Source organism: Paraburkholderia sp. RL18-101-BIB-B (genome assembly GCF_046026985.1).
In the GTDB taxonomy this organism is placed as follows: Bacteria; Pseudomonadota; Gammaproteobacteria; order Burkholderiales; family Burkholderiaceae; genus Paraburkholderia.
On record NZ_JARESV010000041.1, the window covers coordinates 58,869 to 75,124 of the forward strand.

12 protein-coding genes and 3 pseudogenes are annotated in these 16,256 nt (G+C 62.8%); 9 read left to right on the forward strand and 6 right to left on the reverse strand.

Going from position 1 to position 16,256, the window contains the following annotated elements; all coding sequences use genetic code 11:
* Positions 1 to 281: 281 nt before the first annotated feature.
* From P0D73_RS35755 to P0D73_RS35770, 4 genes and pseudogenes are all read left to right on the forward strand, one after another.
* The gene (locus P0D73_RS35755) at positions 282 to 977 is read left to right on the forward strand and encodes an NADPH-dependent F420 reductase (protein ID WP_408319153.1); all 696 of its coding nucleotides are present in this window, start codon (positions 282 to 284) and stop codon (positions 975 to 977) included.
* 286 nt (positions 978 to 1,263) lie between these two features.
* Positions 1,264 to 1,515 (forward strand): annotated as a pseudogene (locus P0D73_RS35760) (IS6 family transposase); the annotation flags it as partial.
* Between the two features lie 863 nt (positions 1,516 to 2,378).
* Positions 2,379 to 2,822 (forward strand): annotated as a pseudogene (locus P0D73_RS35765) (IS6 family transposase); the annotation flags it as partial.
* Between the two features lie 244 nt (positions 2,823 to 3,066).
* Positions 3,067 to 3,272 (forward strand): annotated as a pseudogene (locus P0D73_RS35770) (Tn3 family transposase); the annotation flags it as partial.
* A gap of 16 nt (positions 3,273 to 3,288) precedes the next feature.
* Here P0D73_RS35770 and P0D73_RS35775 read toward each other — a convergent pair.
* The 4 genes from P0D73_RS35775 to P0D73_RS35790 are packed head-to-tail and all read right to left on the reverse strand — an operon-like array spanning position 3,289 to position 9,365.
* Positions 3,289 to 4,848, reverse strand: coding sequence for a UbiD family decarboxylase domain-containing protein (locus P0D73_RS35775; RefSeq protein ID WP_408319155.1), 1,560 nt, complete (start codon positions 4,846 to 4,848; stop codon positions 3,289 to 3,291).
* A gap of 17 nt (positions 4,849 to 4,865) precedes the next feature.
* Positions 4,866 to 5,603, reverse strand: a complete 738-nt coding sequence (locus P0D73_RS35780; RefSeq protein WP_408319157.1) for an enoyl-CoA hydratase/isomerase family protein — start codon at positions 5,601 to 5,603, stop codon at positions 4,866 to 4,868.
* Positions 5,604 to 5,616: 13 nt separating this feature from the next.
* Positions 5,617 to 7,992 carry a xanthine dehydrogenase family protein molybdopterin-binding subunit gene (locus tag P0D73_RS35785; RefSeq protein ID WP_408319159.1) on the reverse strand — a complete coding sequence of 792 codons (2,376 nt, stop codon included), beginning with the start codon at positions 7,990 to 7,992 and terminating at the stop codon, positions 5,617 to 5,619.
* On the reverse strand, positions 7,989 to 9,365 hold the full coding sequence (locus tag P0D73_RS35790) for an MFS transporter (RefSeq protein WP_408319161.1): 1,377 nt from the start codon (positions 9,363 to 9,365) through the stop codon (positions 7,989 to 7,991). The genes P0D73_RS35785 and P0D73_RS35790 overlap by 4 nt, the downstream gene beginning before the upstream one ends.
* Positions 9,366 to 9,681: 316 nt before the next feature.
* Here P0D73_RS35790 and P0D73_RS35795 point away from each other — a divergent pair, with 316 nt between their 5' ends.
* Together P0D73_RS35795 and P0D73_RS35800 are read left to right on the forward strand one after the other, a co-directional pair.
* A complete protein-coding gene (locus tag P0D73_RS35795) occupies positions 9,682 to 10,452 on the forward strand; it encodes a class II aldolase/adducin family protein (RefSeq protein ID WP_408292155.1) in 771 nt (256 codons plus the stop codon).
* Positions 10,453 to 10,455: 3 nt separating this feature from the next.
* Positions 10,456 to 11,175, forward strand: a complete 720-nt coding sequence (locus P0D73_RS35800; RefSeq protein WP_408319163.1) for a dienelactone hydrolase family protein — start codon at positions 10,456 to 10,458, stop codon at positions 11,173 to 11,175.
* A gap of 74 nt (positions 11,176 to 11,249) precedes the next feature.
* Here the strand turns inward: P0D73_RS35800 and P0D73_RS35805 are convergent, their stop codons facing one another.
* The gene (locus P0D73_RS35805) at positions 11,250 to 12,047 is read right to left on the reverse strand and encodes an FAD binding domain-containing protein (RefSeq protein WP_408319164.1); all 798 of its coding nucleotides are present in this window, start codon (positions 12,045 to 12,047) and stop codon (positions 11,250 to 11,252) included.
* A gap of 15 nt (positions 12,048 to 12,062) precedes the next feature.
* Positions 12,063 to 12,557, reverse strand: a complete 495-nt coding sequence (locus P0D73_RS35810) for a (2Fe-2S)-binding protein (RefSeq protein WP_408319166.1) — start codon at positions 12,555 to 12,557, stop codon at positions 12,063 to 12,065.
* 682 nt (positions 12,558 to 13,239) lie between these two features.
* Here P0D73_RS35810 and P0D73_RS35815 point away from each other — a divergent pair.
* The 3 genes from P0D73_RS35815 to P0D73_RS35825 are packed head-to-tail and all read left to right on the forward strand — an operon-like array spanning position 13,240 to position 16,196.
* Positions 13,240 to 14,895, forward strand: a complete 1,656-nt coding sequence (locus P0D73_RS35815; protein WP_408292163.1) for an FAD-dependent oxidoreductase — start codon at positions 13,240 to 13,242, stop codon at positions 14,893 to 14,895.
* The gene (locus P0D73_RS35820; protein WP_408292165.1) at positions 14,892 to 15,713 is read left to right on the forward strand and encodes a fumarylacetoacetate hydrolase family protein; all 822 of its coding nucleotides are present in this window, start codon (positions 14,892 to 14,894) and stop codon (positions 15,711 to 15,713) included. Before P0D73_RS35815 ends, P0D73_RS35820 begins: the two co-directional genes overlap by 4 nt.
* Positions 15,714 to 15,740: 27 nt before the next feature.
* Positions 15,741 to 16,196 (forward strand): SRPBCC family protein, encoded by a 456-nt coding sequence (locus P0D73_RS35825; protein ID WP_408319168.1) that lies wholly within the window; start codon positions 15,741 to 15,743, stop codon positions 16,194 to 16,196.
* The last annotated feature ends 60 nt before the right edge of the window (positions 16,197 to 16,256 follow it).

Genomic DNA, 16,256 nt, shown 5'->3' on the forward strand with positions numbered 1-16,256 from the left:
ATTCGATTCGCCCGAGGCCCGGAGACCTGGAGTTCCTGAGTCCGTATCCAACCCACAATCTGAAGCGTTTTGGCGATTACAAGCTGCGCATGGACAGGCCGCTGGAAGGCTGGATCCGCGATGCGCTGTTTGGCCAGGCCGCCCGTCCTGCGGGACGGGACGGCCCAGTATCTCAGCCCGGATGATGCTAGGCTATGGCGAGTCCGCGGGGATGGTCAACACGCACGGGCATGGCCGTTGCGCGCGTCCCGCTGTAGTCAACTGAAAGAAAAGGAGGGTGTATGAAAATTGGCATCATTGGCGCGGGGAATATAGGGAGGGTACTGGCGCTGCGCTGGGTCGAACATGGGCACGAGGTGCTTATCGGCAACTCGCGCGGGCCGGATACGCTCGCCGATGTCGCACGCGAAACTGGCGCGAAACCAGCCGAACTCGCGGATGTGGTCCGTGGTGCAGCGGTGATCGTGGTCACGATTCCCGAAAAGAAGGTGCTCGATCTGCCTGCGGGCCTGTTCGACGACGTGCCGGAAACCACGGTTGTAATCGATACTGGCAATTATTATCCACGCGAGCGCGATGGCCGCATCGACGGGATCGAGTCGGGGATGATGGAAAGCGCGTGGGTCGCGCAGCAGATCGGCCAGCCGGTAATCAAGGTGTTCAACAACATCTACGCGGATCATTTGCGCAATCTCGGCAAGCCGGAAGGCACGCCGGGGCGGATTGCGCTGCCAGTCTCGGGCGATAGCGCCGACGCCAAGGCGGCAGTGATGCAACTCGTCAACGAAGTGGGTTTCGATGCCCTCGATAATGGCGGTATCGACGACTCCTGGCGTCACCAGCCCGGCACGCCAGTCTATACGAAAGACTTCGACACGGAAGGCCTGAAGGTCGGCTTGCGGAAGGCGGAGCGAACTCGTACTTCGCAGTGGACGGCCTCGGACAAGAGCCCCGGCAGTTTCGATCAGCCTGCATGAAGCCACGCGACGACGGACCTGTAGAAGTCCGTTGCCGCGTGCTGGAAAGACGCGGTCAGTACGAGAGGTACGTTGTGCGCTCGAGGGCGGACCTTTGGCCAACACGGTCGCAATAGCGGCTATGGGTCGAGTGCGGAAATCGCTGCAGGCCGACGACCGCGGAGCCCAGCCAGATCAGCACTTGCGACCTCGGCCATTAACGCCCGTTGCTCTGCTCCAGAGGGTACTGTTGCAAATGGAAGTGCGGACGGTTTAAGCTCGCGGTTTAACGAGTGGGTGGCGAGGCATGGGCAAGTGGCAAAGCATCGACAAGCTGTTCGACGGTCTGCATTTCGATCGCGAGGTCATCGTTTTGTGCGTGCGCTGGTACCTTCGCTACAAGCTCAGCTTCCGCGACCTGGTCGAGATGATGTCCGAGCGCGGGCTGTCGCTCGCGCATACGACGATCATGCGCTGGGTTAAGCGCTTCACGCCGGAGTTCGTCAAATGCTGGAACCGCTTTGCCACGGCAGCCGGTCAGTCGTGGCGAGTCGACGAGACGTACGGTACGCCCAGCCAGCGTAGCCCGCCCGTACGGGGGTGAAGCTGCTTGAGCATGTCTGGAATGCAGGTCCCGGTGGAGTTGATGTCGCAGTACCGGGGCATGCCCTTCCTCTGCTGCGAGAGGGAGTGAGCCGAAGCGGCGGTGACTTGCCGACACTGGCAAGGTGACGAAGTCCGTGGGAAACGGGGTTTGCGGCGAAGCGGTTACGCCAAGATGAGCCTCCAGGCTGAGCATGGGACGGTTGAGGGACACGAACCTGTTTAATCGCATCTGTGGGTTGAATCGTCACCCCTGCCTTCTACACCGCTTAACAGGCAGGACGCGGATCGGCGTCGGTCACGTGTACGGACGGATGCCGCGAATGCTGGCCGGAGATGTATGCCGACCGCAGGGCATTACGGAGAGCGCGCAGCTAGACCGTGATATCTGCGACGACTTGCGGCAAGCAAGGATAAAGACTGCGACAGGCAACCTCGCCCGTGCGATTGAGTCCAGCATGTGAACTGGGGAAGGTTTGCACAGATGCCAAGGGAGTGTGCCCCCGATGATGTGCAAGCTGGCGGAGCCTCCGTAGTAGTCCGAGGCCGGGAAAGCCGGCCACATGGCGAAGGGGGGCAGTCCAGGTGGTTTGCCAGGCAGATTAACTGACCACAGTGAGGTGAAGACCTTTGATAATCAGTGAAATGCGAAGCAGACTGACGACATACTACATGGAGACCAACAGCAGTTCGCTGGCTCCTGCGGTAGATTGTCTTCGCTTTTAGCGACACCTGGATGGAGAGCCGGATGCGCTGAGAGGCGCACGTCCGGTTCGGAGAGGAGAGGCAGGGAAATAGTTCGACTACGCCCTGTCTCTTACTCTACTCAAGGTCCGAGGGCAGTGGAAGTATTTGTATCGTGCGGTCGACAAGCAGGGCAACACAGTCGATTTCCTGCTGTGTGGCCATCGCGACAAGGTCACGGCGCAGCGCTACTTTGAAAAGTCGATCGACCAAAACGGCGAACCCGAGACGGTGACCATCGATAAGAGCGGCGCGAACCTTGCCGCGCTAGACGCGCTGAACGCCGAATGGGACACCCCGATCAAGATTCGACAGAACAAGTATTTGAATAACATCGTTGAGCAGGACCATCGGGCTATCAAGAGGCGAACGCGTCCGATGCTGGGCTTCAAGAATTTTCGCTGCGCTCGCATCCTGTTAAGCGGCATCGAGCTTGCGCATATGATCGCCAAGGGTCAAATGAAAGACAATTGCACCGAGCGCAGTCGCGCTGAGCAATTCTACTCGCTGGCAGCATAAGTAATCCTCAATATCCTAACGATGATTCGCTCTTCCGCCTTATCGCGACAGATCCCATGGCGATGGTACTACGAGCGCCGCGAAGAAGGGAGGCAACAACTTCGGCTTCAGCGGCCACAAGAAGGTCAAGGGCTGCAAGGTCGTTGCCCTGTGTGACCGCAACTGCAACGTGATCGCGCCGTTCGTGTCGGCCCCGGGCAATCGCAATGAATCGCCGCTGTTGCGCGAAGCAGCCTGATCGAAACCCGCAACCAGTTGCGTCCCTGCGGAACTGGTTGCCGTCACCGATCGCGACGGCCGGATGGATCTGATCGAGAGCATCTGGGACGAGTTGTCCGCGTTGCCGCCTCGGTGCAGACCGGCCAATGCACGGCGGTGCAGGCGCTCCCACGCTTCGGTTCAGCCGCACGCGGACAGCCGGTATACGATGGCGGTGTCTATATCGGGCGGCCGTCCAGCGTTGCGGCTACTTTTTATCGGCACTCTCTTGCAGCGCCCATTCGCCATCGCGCAGACGGCACAAGACGCCTGCCTGATTCAGTGCCTCGAGTTCGAGCGCAATTTCGCGGCCGTCCGTGCTGCCGAGCGCCACGATCAGTTCCATGAAGAATAACGGACCGGCTGCCAGCGCCTCGCGAACGCTGCCGAAACGCCGCTCCGCCGAGGAAGCGGCGAAGCGAGGTGCCAAGGCGCGCCGGCTCTCGATTGTCTCGGGCCGGCCGTAGGGGGCGGTCAAATCGAAACCCACCTTGGCGATGTTGCCGTGGTCGCCGGTCGTGGGGTCCATGTAGAAGGGGGCGAAGCCCTCCAGCACGACGATGTCCCGGTCGCTGCGAAAGCGCGTCGACATCGCCCATTCAACCTGCTCGTTCGAGAACACGTCGACGTCGTCATCGGTCACGTAGATGTATTTGAGCCGGGGAATGGCGGCGAGCGCGGAGATAGCCAGCCGCGCCTGACCGGGCGTGCCGCGCTTGAGCGCAACGCGCGCGCTTTGGCGTCCATTGGTGCCCGGCACGGCGCAGATCGCGGTCGGCTCGATATTCGCCGCGCGCAGCACACGCCACATCTGGAGTTCCGAATTGAGGCCGCCCAGATTCGCCGATTCGGTCCAGCTGAGATGACGGCCGCTGTGGCGCACGGTCTGGTGCAGCACGTCGTTGCGCATCGTAATCGCCGTGACGTGGAACACCGGGTCCATGTGCACGGGCCCGTAGTAGCCGTAGAACTCGCCGTAGGGGCCTTCTTTCTCGCTATACCCCAGCTCGTCGAAATAGCCCTCGACGATCATTTCCGCGTCCGCCGGCGCCAGCACGCCGTTGGTCAGGCCGCGAACCATTGGCACCGGCTCGCCGCGCAGCGTGCCGACGAGGCCGAATTCGTCGACCGGAATTCGTTGGCCGGCCGCCAGATAATCCAACGGATGCGAGCCGATCGCGAAGCTGGCCGGCAGCTTTTCGCCGCGTTCCACGCAGGCGAGGTACACGCGCTTCAGATCGGACGGCTGGGAGAGATTGGCGCGCATGGTGTTCCTGCTGCGGAACATCAGGCGCCGGCAGCCGACGTTGGTCCGGCCGGTGACGGGGTCGACGCTGTAGTCGATGCCCGATGAGATGTACGGCGCGCCGTCATATTCGTGCTGAAGGTGAAACGGCAGCTTCATGAGGTCGATGTCGTCGCCGGTCTGGACGATCTGGTGCACCGGCGCCTGTTCCGACGACACCTCGACGACCGTCTGCGGATTGGCCATGCGCCGCGTGTATTCGGCAATGAGCTCGCTTTCCTCGACGCCGAACGCCATCGCCAGCCGTTTGCGGCTGCCCGAAACGGCGGCGATCATTTCGAACTTCTCCTGCCCGACCCGCCTGAAGAGCGACGCCTTCGGCGTTTCGTCGATCCGCGCGCTCAGATCGGCGAGCGAAACGGGATCTTCATGGATCGCGACTTCACCGGCATCGATCAGCTTCTCGACGAAGCGACGCAGGCGGAATTTGTCGAAGTCGAAGGGGGTGTCGTTGTTACTCATGGTTCGTCCTGGTTTCGTTAGTCTTTCTGCTTGAGCATTTCGTTTGAAGAGTTGACGGTCGCGTGCAGGTTCTGGGCGAAGTCCACCGCGCCACGGATGCTCATGTCCGGCGCCGAGCGCAGATATTCCTTGATGCCGCATAGCGCTGGCCGCGGCATGTTCAGCATCGCGCTCCTGAGCGCCTCGAACGCCGCATCGAGCCCGGCGTCGGGCACCACCTCGCTGACTAGGCCATAGGCCAGCGCGGCGGCGGCGTCGATCTCCCGGGTCGAATAGACCAGATAGGCCAGTTCCTTCGCCGGCATGCGATCGATCAATGCCGACATCACCATGGTTGGCAGGATGTTGTGGGCCATTTCGGGAATCTGGAAGCTCGCCGTGCTGGCCGCCAGCGTGATGTCGCACAGCGCCGCGATCGCGCAGCCGAAACCGTGCGCGCGGCCGCGGACCACGCCGATCACCGGCACCGGCGTGGCGCGGAACGCGTCGTAGCAGCGAAAGATCACCTCGGTTTTGCGGCGCCGGTCGAGCGCCTGCGGTTGGGTGCCGCTGCGCTTGCCCATCGACATCCGGCCGCTGCAGAAATCCGCGCCGGCGCCGCGCAGCACGACGAGGTCCGCCTCGTCCGCCGCCGCATCGAGCAGATCGGCCAGCTCCCGGGCCATGTCGTCGGAGACGGCGTTGTCGTGCGCCGGGTTGTCGATGGTCAGTTCGAGGCAACGCCCGTGCAGTTGTCGAATGATGGTGCCGTTCATGGGTAGGCTCTCGTTAGTCTGGGGTATGGCCGCGCTGGCGCGCATCCTGAATCGCCTGCCACACCCGCTCGGGTGTCGCCGGCATGTCGATATGCGTCACGCCAAACTCGGCCAGCGCGTCGACGAGGGCGTTGATGACCACCCCGAGCGCCGGCGTCGTGCCACCTTCGCCGCCGGCGCGCACGCCGAGCGGATTGGTCGGCGAGGGCGTTTCGCTGATCTCCGTGATGAAGTCGGGCAGGTCGGAGGCGCGCGGAATCGCGTAATCCATGAAGGAGCCCGACAGCAACTGGCCGCTGCCGTCCTCGTAGTAGCAGCGTTCCAGAAGCGCCTGGCCGATGCCCTGAGCGATGCCGCCGTGGGCCTGGCCGTGCAGGATCAATGGATTGATGGCCTGCCCCACGTCGTCGACAGCGATGTAATCGATCAGCTCGACCGTGCCCGTATCGGCATCCACCTCGACCTCGCAGACATGGCTGCCGAACGGGTAGCCGGCAACCTGCACGGTCTCGTCGGATACGGCGGCGAGCGGGCCGCGCACATCGTCGGGCAGCAGCGCGGCGGGGTCGGCGGCCGCGGCGGCGATCTCGAAGATGTCAAAAGTAGCCGGGGTGCCGGGCGCGCCGAAGCGGCCGTTCTCGAACCGCACGGCGGCGGGACTATCCAGTTTCAGCAGATGGGCGGCGATGCGCGTCGCCTGGCCGAGCAACGCCTCGCTGGCCTTGCCGATCACGATGCCGGCCAGACGCATCGAGCGCCCGGAATGGGAGCCGCCGCCGCCCTGCACGATGTCGGTGTCGCCGGTGACGATGCGCACCTGGCCGATGGGCACCTTGAACCATTCCACGATCAACTGGGCGAAGCTCGTCTCGTGACCCTGGCCGCTCGACAGCGTGCCGATCACCACGTCGACACGCCCGATCGGCAGCACCGTGACTTCGGCGCGTTCGCGCGGCATGCCGGAGGTGATTTCGACGTAGTTGGCCACGCCGATGCCGCGATATTTGCCGCGCCGGCGCGCTTCGGTCCGGCGTTGCGGGAACGTGTGCCAGTTGCCAAGTTCGAGCGCGCGCTCCATGACCTGCGGATACGCACCGCTGTCATAGGTCAGGCCGAGCGGATTGGCGTACGGGAAGCGGTCCGGCTGGATCAGATTGCGCCGGCGCAGTTCGACCCGATCGAAGCCGTGCTCGCATGCGGCCATGTCGATCAGCCGTTCCATGACGAACATCGCCTCCGGGCGGCCGGCGCTGCGGTAGGAGTTGGTCGACGGCGTGTTGCTGTTGACCGCGCACCCGCGAAAACTGGCGCACGGTATGTCGTAGACACTGCTCATCAGGCCGATGCCTTTGGTCAGCGGTACGAAGGAAACCGTGTGGGCGCCGACGTTGCTCAGGTTGTAGCCGCGCATCGCGAGGAACCGCCCATCCTCGTCGAGCGCCAGCTCCGCCTCGACATAAAGATCGCGTCCCTGATAGTCGCTCAGGAACGCCTCCTGGCGCTCGCAGTTCCAGTGCACCGGTCGCCCGATGCGCCGCGAGGCCCAGGCTAGCACGGCGAACTCCGGGTAGAACGCATTGCGGGTGCCGAAATTACCCCCGACGTCGCGCGCGACCACGCGCACCATCGATTCCTCGATACCGAGAATGTGGGCGAGTTCCCGCTTCTGCCGGACCACGTTGCCGCTGCCGGCGAACAGCGTATAGCGGCCCGTCTGCGCATCGTGGCTGCCGAGGGCGGCGCGCGGCTCCATGGGCACGCCGGTCAGCCGCTGAATCCACGTCTTGATCGAGGTGACATGGGCGGCGCGGGCGAAGGCGGCATCCGTTGCCTCGGTATCGCCGATCCGGGCATCGAGGGCGATATTGGCGTGCTCATCCCACACGCGCGGCGCGTCCGGCGCGGCGGCCGCCAGCGTGGCGGTCACCGCGGTCAGCGCCTCGTAATCGATAGCGACGAGTTCGGCGGCATCTTTGGCGATCGTCACCGTCTCGGCGACAACGATCGCCACCGCCTCACCGACGAAGCGCGCCCGGTCTGCCGGCAGCGGCAGATGGGGCGAAATGAACTTCGCCGAGCCGTCGGTATTGGAGAGTTTGACGTCCGCCTCGTGTCCCAGCACCGGCCGGTGCGGCAGCGACTTCAATCCATCCGCCTCGACATCCTTGCCGGTCAGAACGGCGATGACCCCGTCGAGCGCCAGCGCGGCTGACGCGTCGATCGACTCAATCCGCGCATGGGCATGAGGAGAACGAATGAAATAGGCATGGGCCTGGCCGGGCAGGTTGAGGTCGTTGCTATAGCAACCTTGACCCTGTACCAGCCGCAGATCTTCGCGGCGCGGTACCGGTTGGCCGATGCCGTCATGGGGTGGCTGAGACTGGTTCACGACAATCCTCGGCTCGTCTGGATTCGCGCATCCTGCCGGGTGCTCGGCGGCTGCGGGGTGCGCATCATCAGCAGCACGGCCGCCATCGCGAACAGCATCGGCAGGGCCGCACAATAGAAGATGGTGGCGAGCGGCCAGTGGTTGGCGATCATCAGGCCGCCCAGGAACGGACCGATCACCGACAGCAGGCGGGCAACACCGAACGCCCAGCTGGACCCGGTTGCGCGGATACGGGTGGGATAAAGCGTCGCGGACAGCGCGCCGAGCGTCATCTGCGACCCGATCACGGCGAAGCCGCCGATAAAGATGGTGACCATCAGGCCGATTTGCGACGTGCCCGCCCGGCTGATCAGCGCGATCCCGGCGCAGCCCATCGCGAAGACGGTCGCCAGAACTTTGTAGTAGCCGAACCGGTCGGCGAAAATCCCCATCAGCGCTATGCCGATGAAGCCGCCGAATTGCAGCATGGTGGCCGTGCGCAGCGCCTGCGGCACTGGCAAGCCGGTCTGGACCACCAGGCTCGGCAGCCAGTTGTTCATGAAATTCAGTACGACCAGGTTCATGAACAGGCAAGTCCACAGCAACAGCGTGATACGGGTGCGGTTTTCCGTGAACAGCTCCCGCACATGTGAGAAGGCGCCATTCTTTCCGGTGTCGCGGCCGGTCGTCAACATCATAAAGTGCGCGTCGGCGGGGAAAGCCAGCGAGGGGGCGATCTTGCGCATGATGGCGGCGACGCGCGCCGTATCGTTGCGCAGCGTGAGGAAGCGGATCGATTCGGGCATCCAGAGCCGTAGCGCAAGGCCAAGCAGCAGCGGCAGCGCCGCGCCCACGTAAAAAACCGAGCTCCAGCCAAAACGCGGCACCATATGAAGGGAGAGGAATCCGCCCGACGCGGCGCCGACCGCATAGCCGCAAGTCATGATGGTGACCATCTTGGCACGATGCCTGAGCGGCGCGTATTCATTGCAGAGCACGACCACGAGCGGAATCACCGCGCCGAGCATGAGGCCGATGCAGAAACGCAGCAACGCGAGTTCGGAGATGGTGGTTGACTGGGCCAGCAGAAGAGAGAACACGGCGAAGCACAGCACGGTGAACAGCAGGGTCTTCACCCGGCCGTAGCGATCGCCGAACGGACCGATAAGGATGCTACCGAGGCCGACGCCGAATACGCCGGCGCTGAATACCGGACCAAGCGCGCCGGCACCGAGATGCCACGCCGACTTCAGGGCGGGCGCTACATATCCAATCATCTGGTTGTCGAAGCCGTCGAGCATCAACGTGATGGCGCCCAACAGGGCGACGCGTATCTGCAACCAGCTGATTTTTTGACCGTCAATGATCTCGACGACGTTGATCGGGTCAGCCATGCCGTGTCTCCTTACGCTGCATTCAGATGCGTGCGTTTTATCGGCTTTGTTAATCCGCTGCGGCTAAAACCTGCCACAGTCGACCTGACATCTGTAATTCGCTAAGCGAAATGTGATGCGCATAGTGAATTTTAAGGACGTGCCTTGAGACTGTCAACGCGAAACTAATGTTTCGCGGGTCACGCTGCGGGTCATGCATGTGCGTCATGCAGATTGTAGGTAAGCACCGGCGGCATGCCGTTGACAGCGGAGCCGGCCTCACCGTACTATTTGCTGTGCGTTTTTATATTTGCAATGCAAATTAAGAGGACAACCTATGAATGTACTGAACGCGGCGATACAGGACCTGGTGATGGCTAATCACATTCTCGCCAATGAAAACATCGTGGATGCTTACGGTCATGTCAGCATCCGGCACCCGGAGAATCCTCAGCGCTTCCTGCTCTCCTGCTCGCGCAGCCCCGAATTCGTCAAGGCCGACGACATTCTCGAATTCGGCTTCGACGGCGAACCGGTCGTGCCCGGCGGCAAGAAGCCGTATCTCGAGCGCTTCATTCATGCGGGCGTCTATGCGGCCCGGCCCGACGTGCATGCCGTCATCCATAGTCACGCCGCCGACGTGCTGCCTTTCACTATCAGCACCCGGCCGTTGCAGCCAGTGCTCAACACCGCGTCGGGTATCGGTGAGCACGTGCCAGTCTGGGACATCCGCGACAACTTCGGCGACACGAACATTCTGGTCGAAAGCATCGCGCAGGCGAACGACCTTGCGCGCACGCTGGCCGATAACAGCGTCACGCTGATGCGAGGGCACGGCTTCACTGTCGTCGGCCGCACACTGGTCGAAGCGGTGAAGTCTGCTATCTACCTTCCACTCAACGCTCGCGTGATGCTGGCGGCACTGAGCCTCGGCGGCGAGATAAAGCCTTTGTCGCCGGGCGAAATCGCCGTGCGCCTCAAGACCCCCGTCGACTCTCCCGCCTATACCCGGGCATGGGAATACTGGACCAATCGCGTCAAGCTTGCCGGCGCGGCGACCTGCAGCTGCTGCAGCGGCAAGCATGATGCAAACAAGGAAGGAGAATAAATCGTGCAGAGCGAATGGATTGCGCTGCCGGGCACGGATGATTTCGGCATGCAGGCTTACCGCATCGCGGCGGCGGGCGAGGCGGCGGCGCCGACCGTCATCGTGCTGCACGAAATTTTCGGCGTGAACGAGGCGATGCGCGACGTCGGCGGGATGCTTGCCCGTGAAGGTTTCGAGGTGCTGATCCCAGACCTGTTCTGGCGCGTCGAGCCGCGCATCTCGCTCGGCTATGTCGAGCCGGACCGCGGCCGGGCCGCACAGATCATGCGCGATTTCGATACTGAGCTGGGTCTCGCCGACATTGGCCGGCTGATCGCCAGGTTGAAGCAGCGGTCCGGCGAACAGCACCGGGTCGGCGCCATCGGCTTCTGCATCGGCGGCAAGCTCGCAACGCTGCTGGGTGCGCGGGGCGAGATCGATGGCGGCGTCTCCTTCTACGGCGTGCAACTGAGCGATTACGTTGACGAGATCGCGGCGGCTAAATCGCGTCTCATGCTTCATTTCGGCGGGCAGGACGCACAAATACCGATCACGCTCGTCGACCGGATCGAAGCGGCTTCGAGGCCTAACCCGCTGGTGGATGTGCGCCTCTATCCGGAGGCGAAGCATGGCTTCTTCAATCCGGCGCGAACCGACCGGCATCATCCGGAAGCTGCCGTCGAGGCGGGCGCGGAAACGCTGACGATGCTGCGCAAAACGCTGGGTTTCACGGGCGCATCCTGACGTGTGGGTCGGCCTCGCGGAGCGGCCCTTAAGGGCGTTCGTGAAGCCCACCGCAAGGACGCTACGAAGTCACCTTAGGCGCTTGCGATATCGACGGCGCGTCTCGCAATCACACCAACGAGATGCGCGCGATAGGCCGCGCCCGAGTGAATGTCGCTGTTCATCATGTCGACCGGGGTCTCGATCCCGTCGAGGGATGACGAGCTGAACGATTTGTCTAGCGCTTCCTCAAAGGCGCGATGGCGAAAGACGCCATCCTGGCCGGCGCCGGTCACGGCAACGCGTACACCTGCCGCCATTTTCGCCACGAATACGCCGACCGTCGCGTAGCGCGATGCCGGGTTCGGGAATTTCACATACGCGGCGCACTCCGCCACCGGTAACCGGATCTCGGTGATCAATTCGCCCGGTTCGAGCGCGGTGGTGAACATGCCCTGGAAATAATCGTCGGCGGCAATCTCGCGCCGGTCGGTTTTGATAATGGCATCCAGCGCGAGCACGGCGGACGGGTAGCACGCAGAAGGATCGTTGTTGGCCAGAGAACCGCTGATGGTGCCGCGGTATCGCACCTGGCGATCGCCGATATGGCCGGCGAGATAAGCGAGGGCCGGAATGGCTTGCTGGACGATCGGCGAGGCCGCCACCACGCCGTGCGGCGTCATCGCGCCGATTACTAGCGTGTCATCTTCGCGGCGGATGTAGGACAGGCCAAGGCCGCTAAGATCCACCACGACGGAGGGTTGGCTGAAGCGCTGCTTCAGCACGGGGATGAAGGTCATGCCGCCGGCGATCGCCTTGGCCGCGTCGTCTTCCGACAGAATTCTGACCGCCTCTTCGAGCGCGGATGGCTTCACATATTCGAAGTCGTACATATCATCTGCCTCCGGCTATTTCGCGGCCTTCGCCGCGTCAGCGTGCATCAGCGGCCACGCGGCCTCGACCGCTCTGACGATGTTGTGATACCCGGTACAGCGGCAAAGATTGCCCTCCATCGCATGGCGGATCTGCTTCGTCGTGAGGCCATCCGGATGAGTTTCCACCAGGTTGATCGCGCTCATCATCATGCCAGGCGTACAGAATCCACACTGCAACGCGTGGTGCTTGCGAAACATCTCCTGCATCGGATGCAGCGTACCGTCCGGCGCGCTCAGCCCCTCGATGGTCGTAATCGTGGCGCCATCGGCCTGAACGGCCAGGAACGTGCACGACTTGATCGATTTGCCGTCCAGCTGCACGACACAGCAGCCACATTGACTGGTATCGCATCCGACATGCGTGCCGGTTAGACCGAGCTTGTCGCGCAGCAGCTCGACCAGCAATGTTCTGCCCTCGACCTCAGCCGATGATGGCTGTCCGTTCACCGTTAGGGTAATGCGAGGCATGTGCTCCTCCGAAGTGCGACGTCATTGGAATAACCCAGAACCCAACTGGCAGCGGAACGATTGAAGCTCCGCCAAGGCCGCCGCTATTGTTCGTCGCTGTTAAGTCTCAGGTTGCCTTGTCGCGTCGTGTTAATTTGCAAAGCGGATAACAAAACGCATAGCAAATAGTACGGGCGAGGGGGCGGCACTGTCAATGGGAGGTGGAGTCGCCATCGCGGACTCGCTGCGTCCGGCATTGCGAGCATTGCGAGCGACGCTATCCCAATTCCGTTGCATCCAGATAATGGGTCGTTGCCAGACCGCTCCGCGACGTGTTGACAGCGTAAAGAGTCACCGATAGACTATTTGCAAATAGATATTCGCACAGCAAATAAACGTAAGCGAAATCAACGACGTCATGAGCCGGGGCGACAAGGGGCGTTACGTGCTGAAAGCGGCACGCGGCACGGCTGCTCCCTGCCGCGACCACGGCTTATGAATTAATGCACGCCATCTTTAAGGAGGATCACCGGTGACGATAAGGATCGCGAAATGTATGTGCGATTGCCCAGTTAAGAGGAAGGATGTTCGTCGCCTGTCAGGCCGCAAACGCGGTTAGCGCAGGCAAACAACCCCGGCTCAGATAACGGCATTCGCCAGTCGGGCAACAGGCGAAGCCGACGCAATGACAAATCAAACACACATGACAGCCAAACCAGACTTATTGGAATGCGAAATTTTGGTGATTGGCGCCGGACCGGTCGGACTGGCGCTGGCCGGCGACCTCGGCTCGCGAGGCCGCCAATGCATCGTCGTCGATCGCGGTGACGGCTCGGTCTTCCAGCCGAAGATGGACCTCGTCGGAATCCGTACGATGGAGTTCTGCCGCCGTTGGGGAATCGTCGGCGACGTGGAGGCAAGCCCCTACGATCGCGACTATCCGCAGGACAACGTCTATCTGACGACCCTCAATGGCTACGAGCTGGGCCGCCAGGCGATGCCGTCGATGCGGGCAGAGCTGCCGCCTCCCGAGAGTCCGCAGAAACGCGAGCGCTGCCCGCAGAACATGTTCGATCCGATCCTGCGGAACTTCGCCGAGGCTCAGCCGGGCATACGGTTGCTCTACCAGCACGAATATGTTTCGTTCGATGAAGACGGCGACGGCGTGACCGCGAAAATCGTGCGGCAGTCCGACAACCACGCGTTCGGAATCCGCGCGCGATACCTGGTGGGCTGCGACGGCGGCAGGAGCAGCGTGCGCGAGCAGCTCGGCATCGGCATGAAAGGCAAGGGCGTGCTGACCTACACGACCAACATGATCTTCCGTTGTCCGGAATTGAACCGCCTGCACGACAAGGCGCCAGGCTACCGGTATATGTTCGTCGACGGCACGGGTGTCTGGGCGACCATCGTTGCGATCAATGGCAATGACTGCTGGCGCATGTCGATCGTCGGCAACGCAGACGAGCGCACGCGCTATACCCACGATGAACTGAAACGCTTCGCCTGTCGGGCACTGGGGCGTTCATTCGAGCCGGAGATCCTCAGCGTGCTGAACTGGACCCGCGAGGAGCTGGTCGCCGAGCGCTACCGCCGCGGGCGCGTGTTCATCTGCGGCGATGCCTGCCATCTGACCTCGCCGACCGGCGGCCTCGGCATGAACACCGGGATTGGCGATGCAGTCGACTTGTCGTGGAAGCTCGACGCCGCGCTGCAAGGGTGGGGCGGACCGGCCCTGTTCGATGCCTACGAGACGGAGCGCAAGCCGATCGCCGAGCGCATCACGCGCTTTTCGACCGGCAACCTTGAAACGATGAAGCGGGTGGCCAACAGCAGCCGGCTCGAGGAAGACAGCGCGATCGGCGAGGCCGAGCGGCGCAGTGTGGGTGAAGCCCTCGGCGAGGGCCTGAAACGCGAGTGGTTCTCGCTGAACATGCATCTCGGCAACCGCTATGTCGACTCGCCGGTCTGCGTCTATCCGGAGTACGAGGACCGCGAGCAGATCGCCGCCGAGTACAACGACGGCGTCAATTACCGGGCCACGACGCGCCCCGGCTGCCGCGCCCCGCATGCGTGGCTCGCCGACGGCCGCTCGACGCTCGACCTGTTCGGCCGCGGCTATGTGCTGGTGAGCTTTATCGCCGACGACGGGCTGCAGCGCTTCGCCGACGCGGCGCGCGAGGCCCGCGTGCCACTCGCATTGCACACGCTCGACGAACCGGCCGTGGCCGCGCTCTATGAAAAGCGCCACGTGCTGGTGCGTCCCGACGGACACGTCGCATGGCGCGGCGACGCGCTTCCGACCGACCCGGCCGCGCTTCTCGCAACGATTTCTGGAAAGACGAAGGAAGAACGATGAAACTGTTTCGCTTTGACGACGGCCGGATTGGCATGCAATCCGGTCAGGAAAGCTTCGACATTACCGACGCGCTGGGCATCGACACGAAAATGTGGCCGCCGGTGCAGATGGTGCAGGTGATCCGCCAGTTGTGCGAGTCGGCGCCGGCCGTGCTCGACCATCCGAAGACTCGCCGCATCGATTTCGCTGCCGTGCGTCTGCTCGTGCCGATCGAATGGCCGAACAAGCTGCTCGCGCTGCCGGTTAACTACGTCGCGCACGGCGCCGAAATGAAGTCGGTCAATCGCGCCGACCTGAATGGATTTTTTCTCAAGGCCAATTCGTCGCTCTCGGGTCCAAACGACGCCGTCGTGCTGCCCGATCTTCCCGGCCGCGAAATTCATCACGAGTGCGAACTCGGCATCGTGATCGGCAAGGGCGGCCGCAACGTGAGCCGCGCGGACGCGTACAAGCACATTTTCGGCTATGCATGCCTGATCGACATGGTGGTGCGCGGCAAGGAAGAACGCGTGATGCGCAAGTCGTACGACACATTTTGCCCGTTTGGACCGTGGATCGTCACCGCGGACGAGGTGCCGGACCCGGGCAATCTGCAGACCCGCCTGTGGGTCAACGACGAACTGCGGCAGGACTCGAACACGAAGGATCTCATCGTCGATATTCCCGGCATGATCGAGCTGATCTCTCGTGTCGCCACGCTGTATCCCGGCGACATCATCGCGGCCGGCACGCCGGCCGGCGTCGGCCCTGTCCAACCGGGCGATCGTATGCGCATCGCCATCGACCACGTCGGAGAAATGACGCTGGACGTCCGCTAGGCAATTTTCCTGAGGCAGGAGCCCGACATGGATTTCAAGGGATCACAAACGATCAAGGCGCCGCGTAGCCTTGTGTGGAAATGCCTGAACGACCCGGAGGTGCTGCAGAACTGCGTGCCGGGTTGCCAGTCGTTCACCGCGGCAAACGACGATGAGTTTCTCGCGACGGTCACCGTTTCGGTCGGTCCGGTCAAGGCGAACTTCAAGGGCAACCTGAAGCTGTCCAACCGGGTCGAGCCGGAGGGATACCGGATCGCCGGCCAAGGCGAGGGCGGGATCGCCGGCTTCGGCAAGATGAACGCCGAGGTGGCGCTCAGTGATGCCGGCGAGGAGACGGTACTGTCGTATGTTGCCGACGCGGAAGTCGGCGGCAAGCTCGCGCAGATCGGCGCGCGGCTCGTTGCGTCGGTGGCGAACAAGTTAGTCGCCGCCTTTTTTCAACGCTTCAACGACACCGTCAGCGAGCTCGCGGCACAGCAATGAAGCACCGCGGCGGCCCGGCCCAGCCGGCCGCCCCGGGGGAGGGGTAGTCGCCCGGGCGCA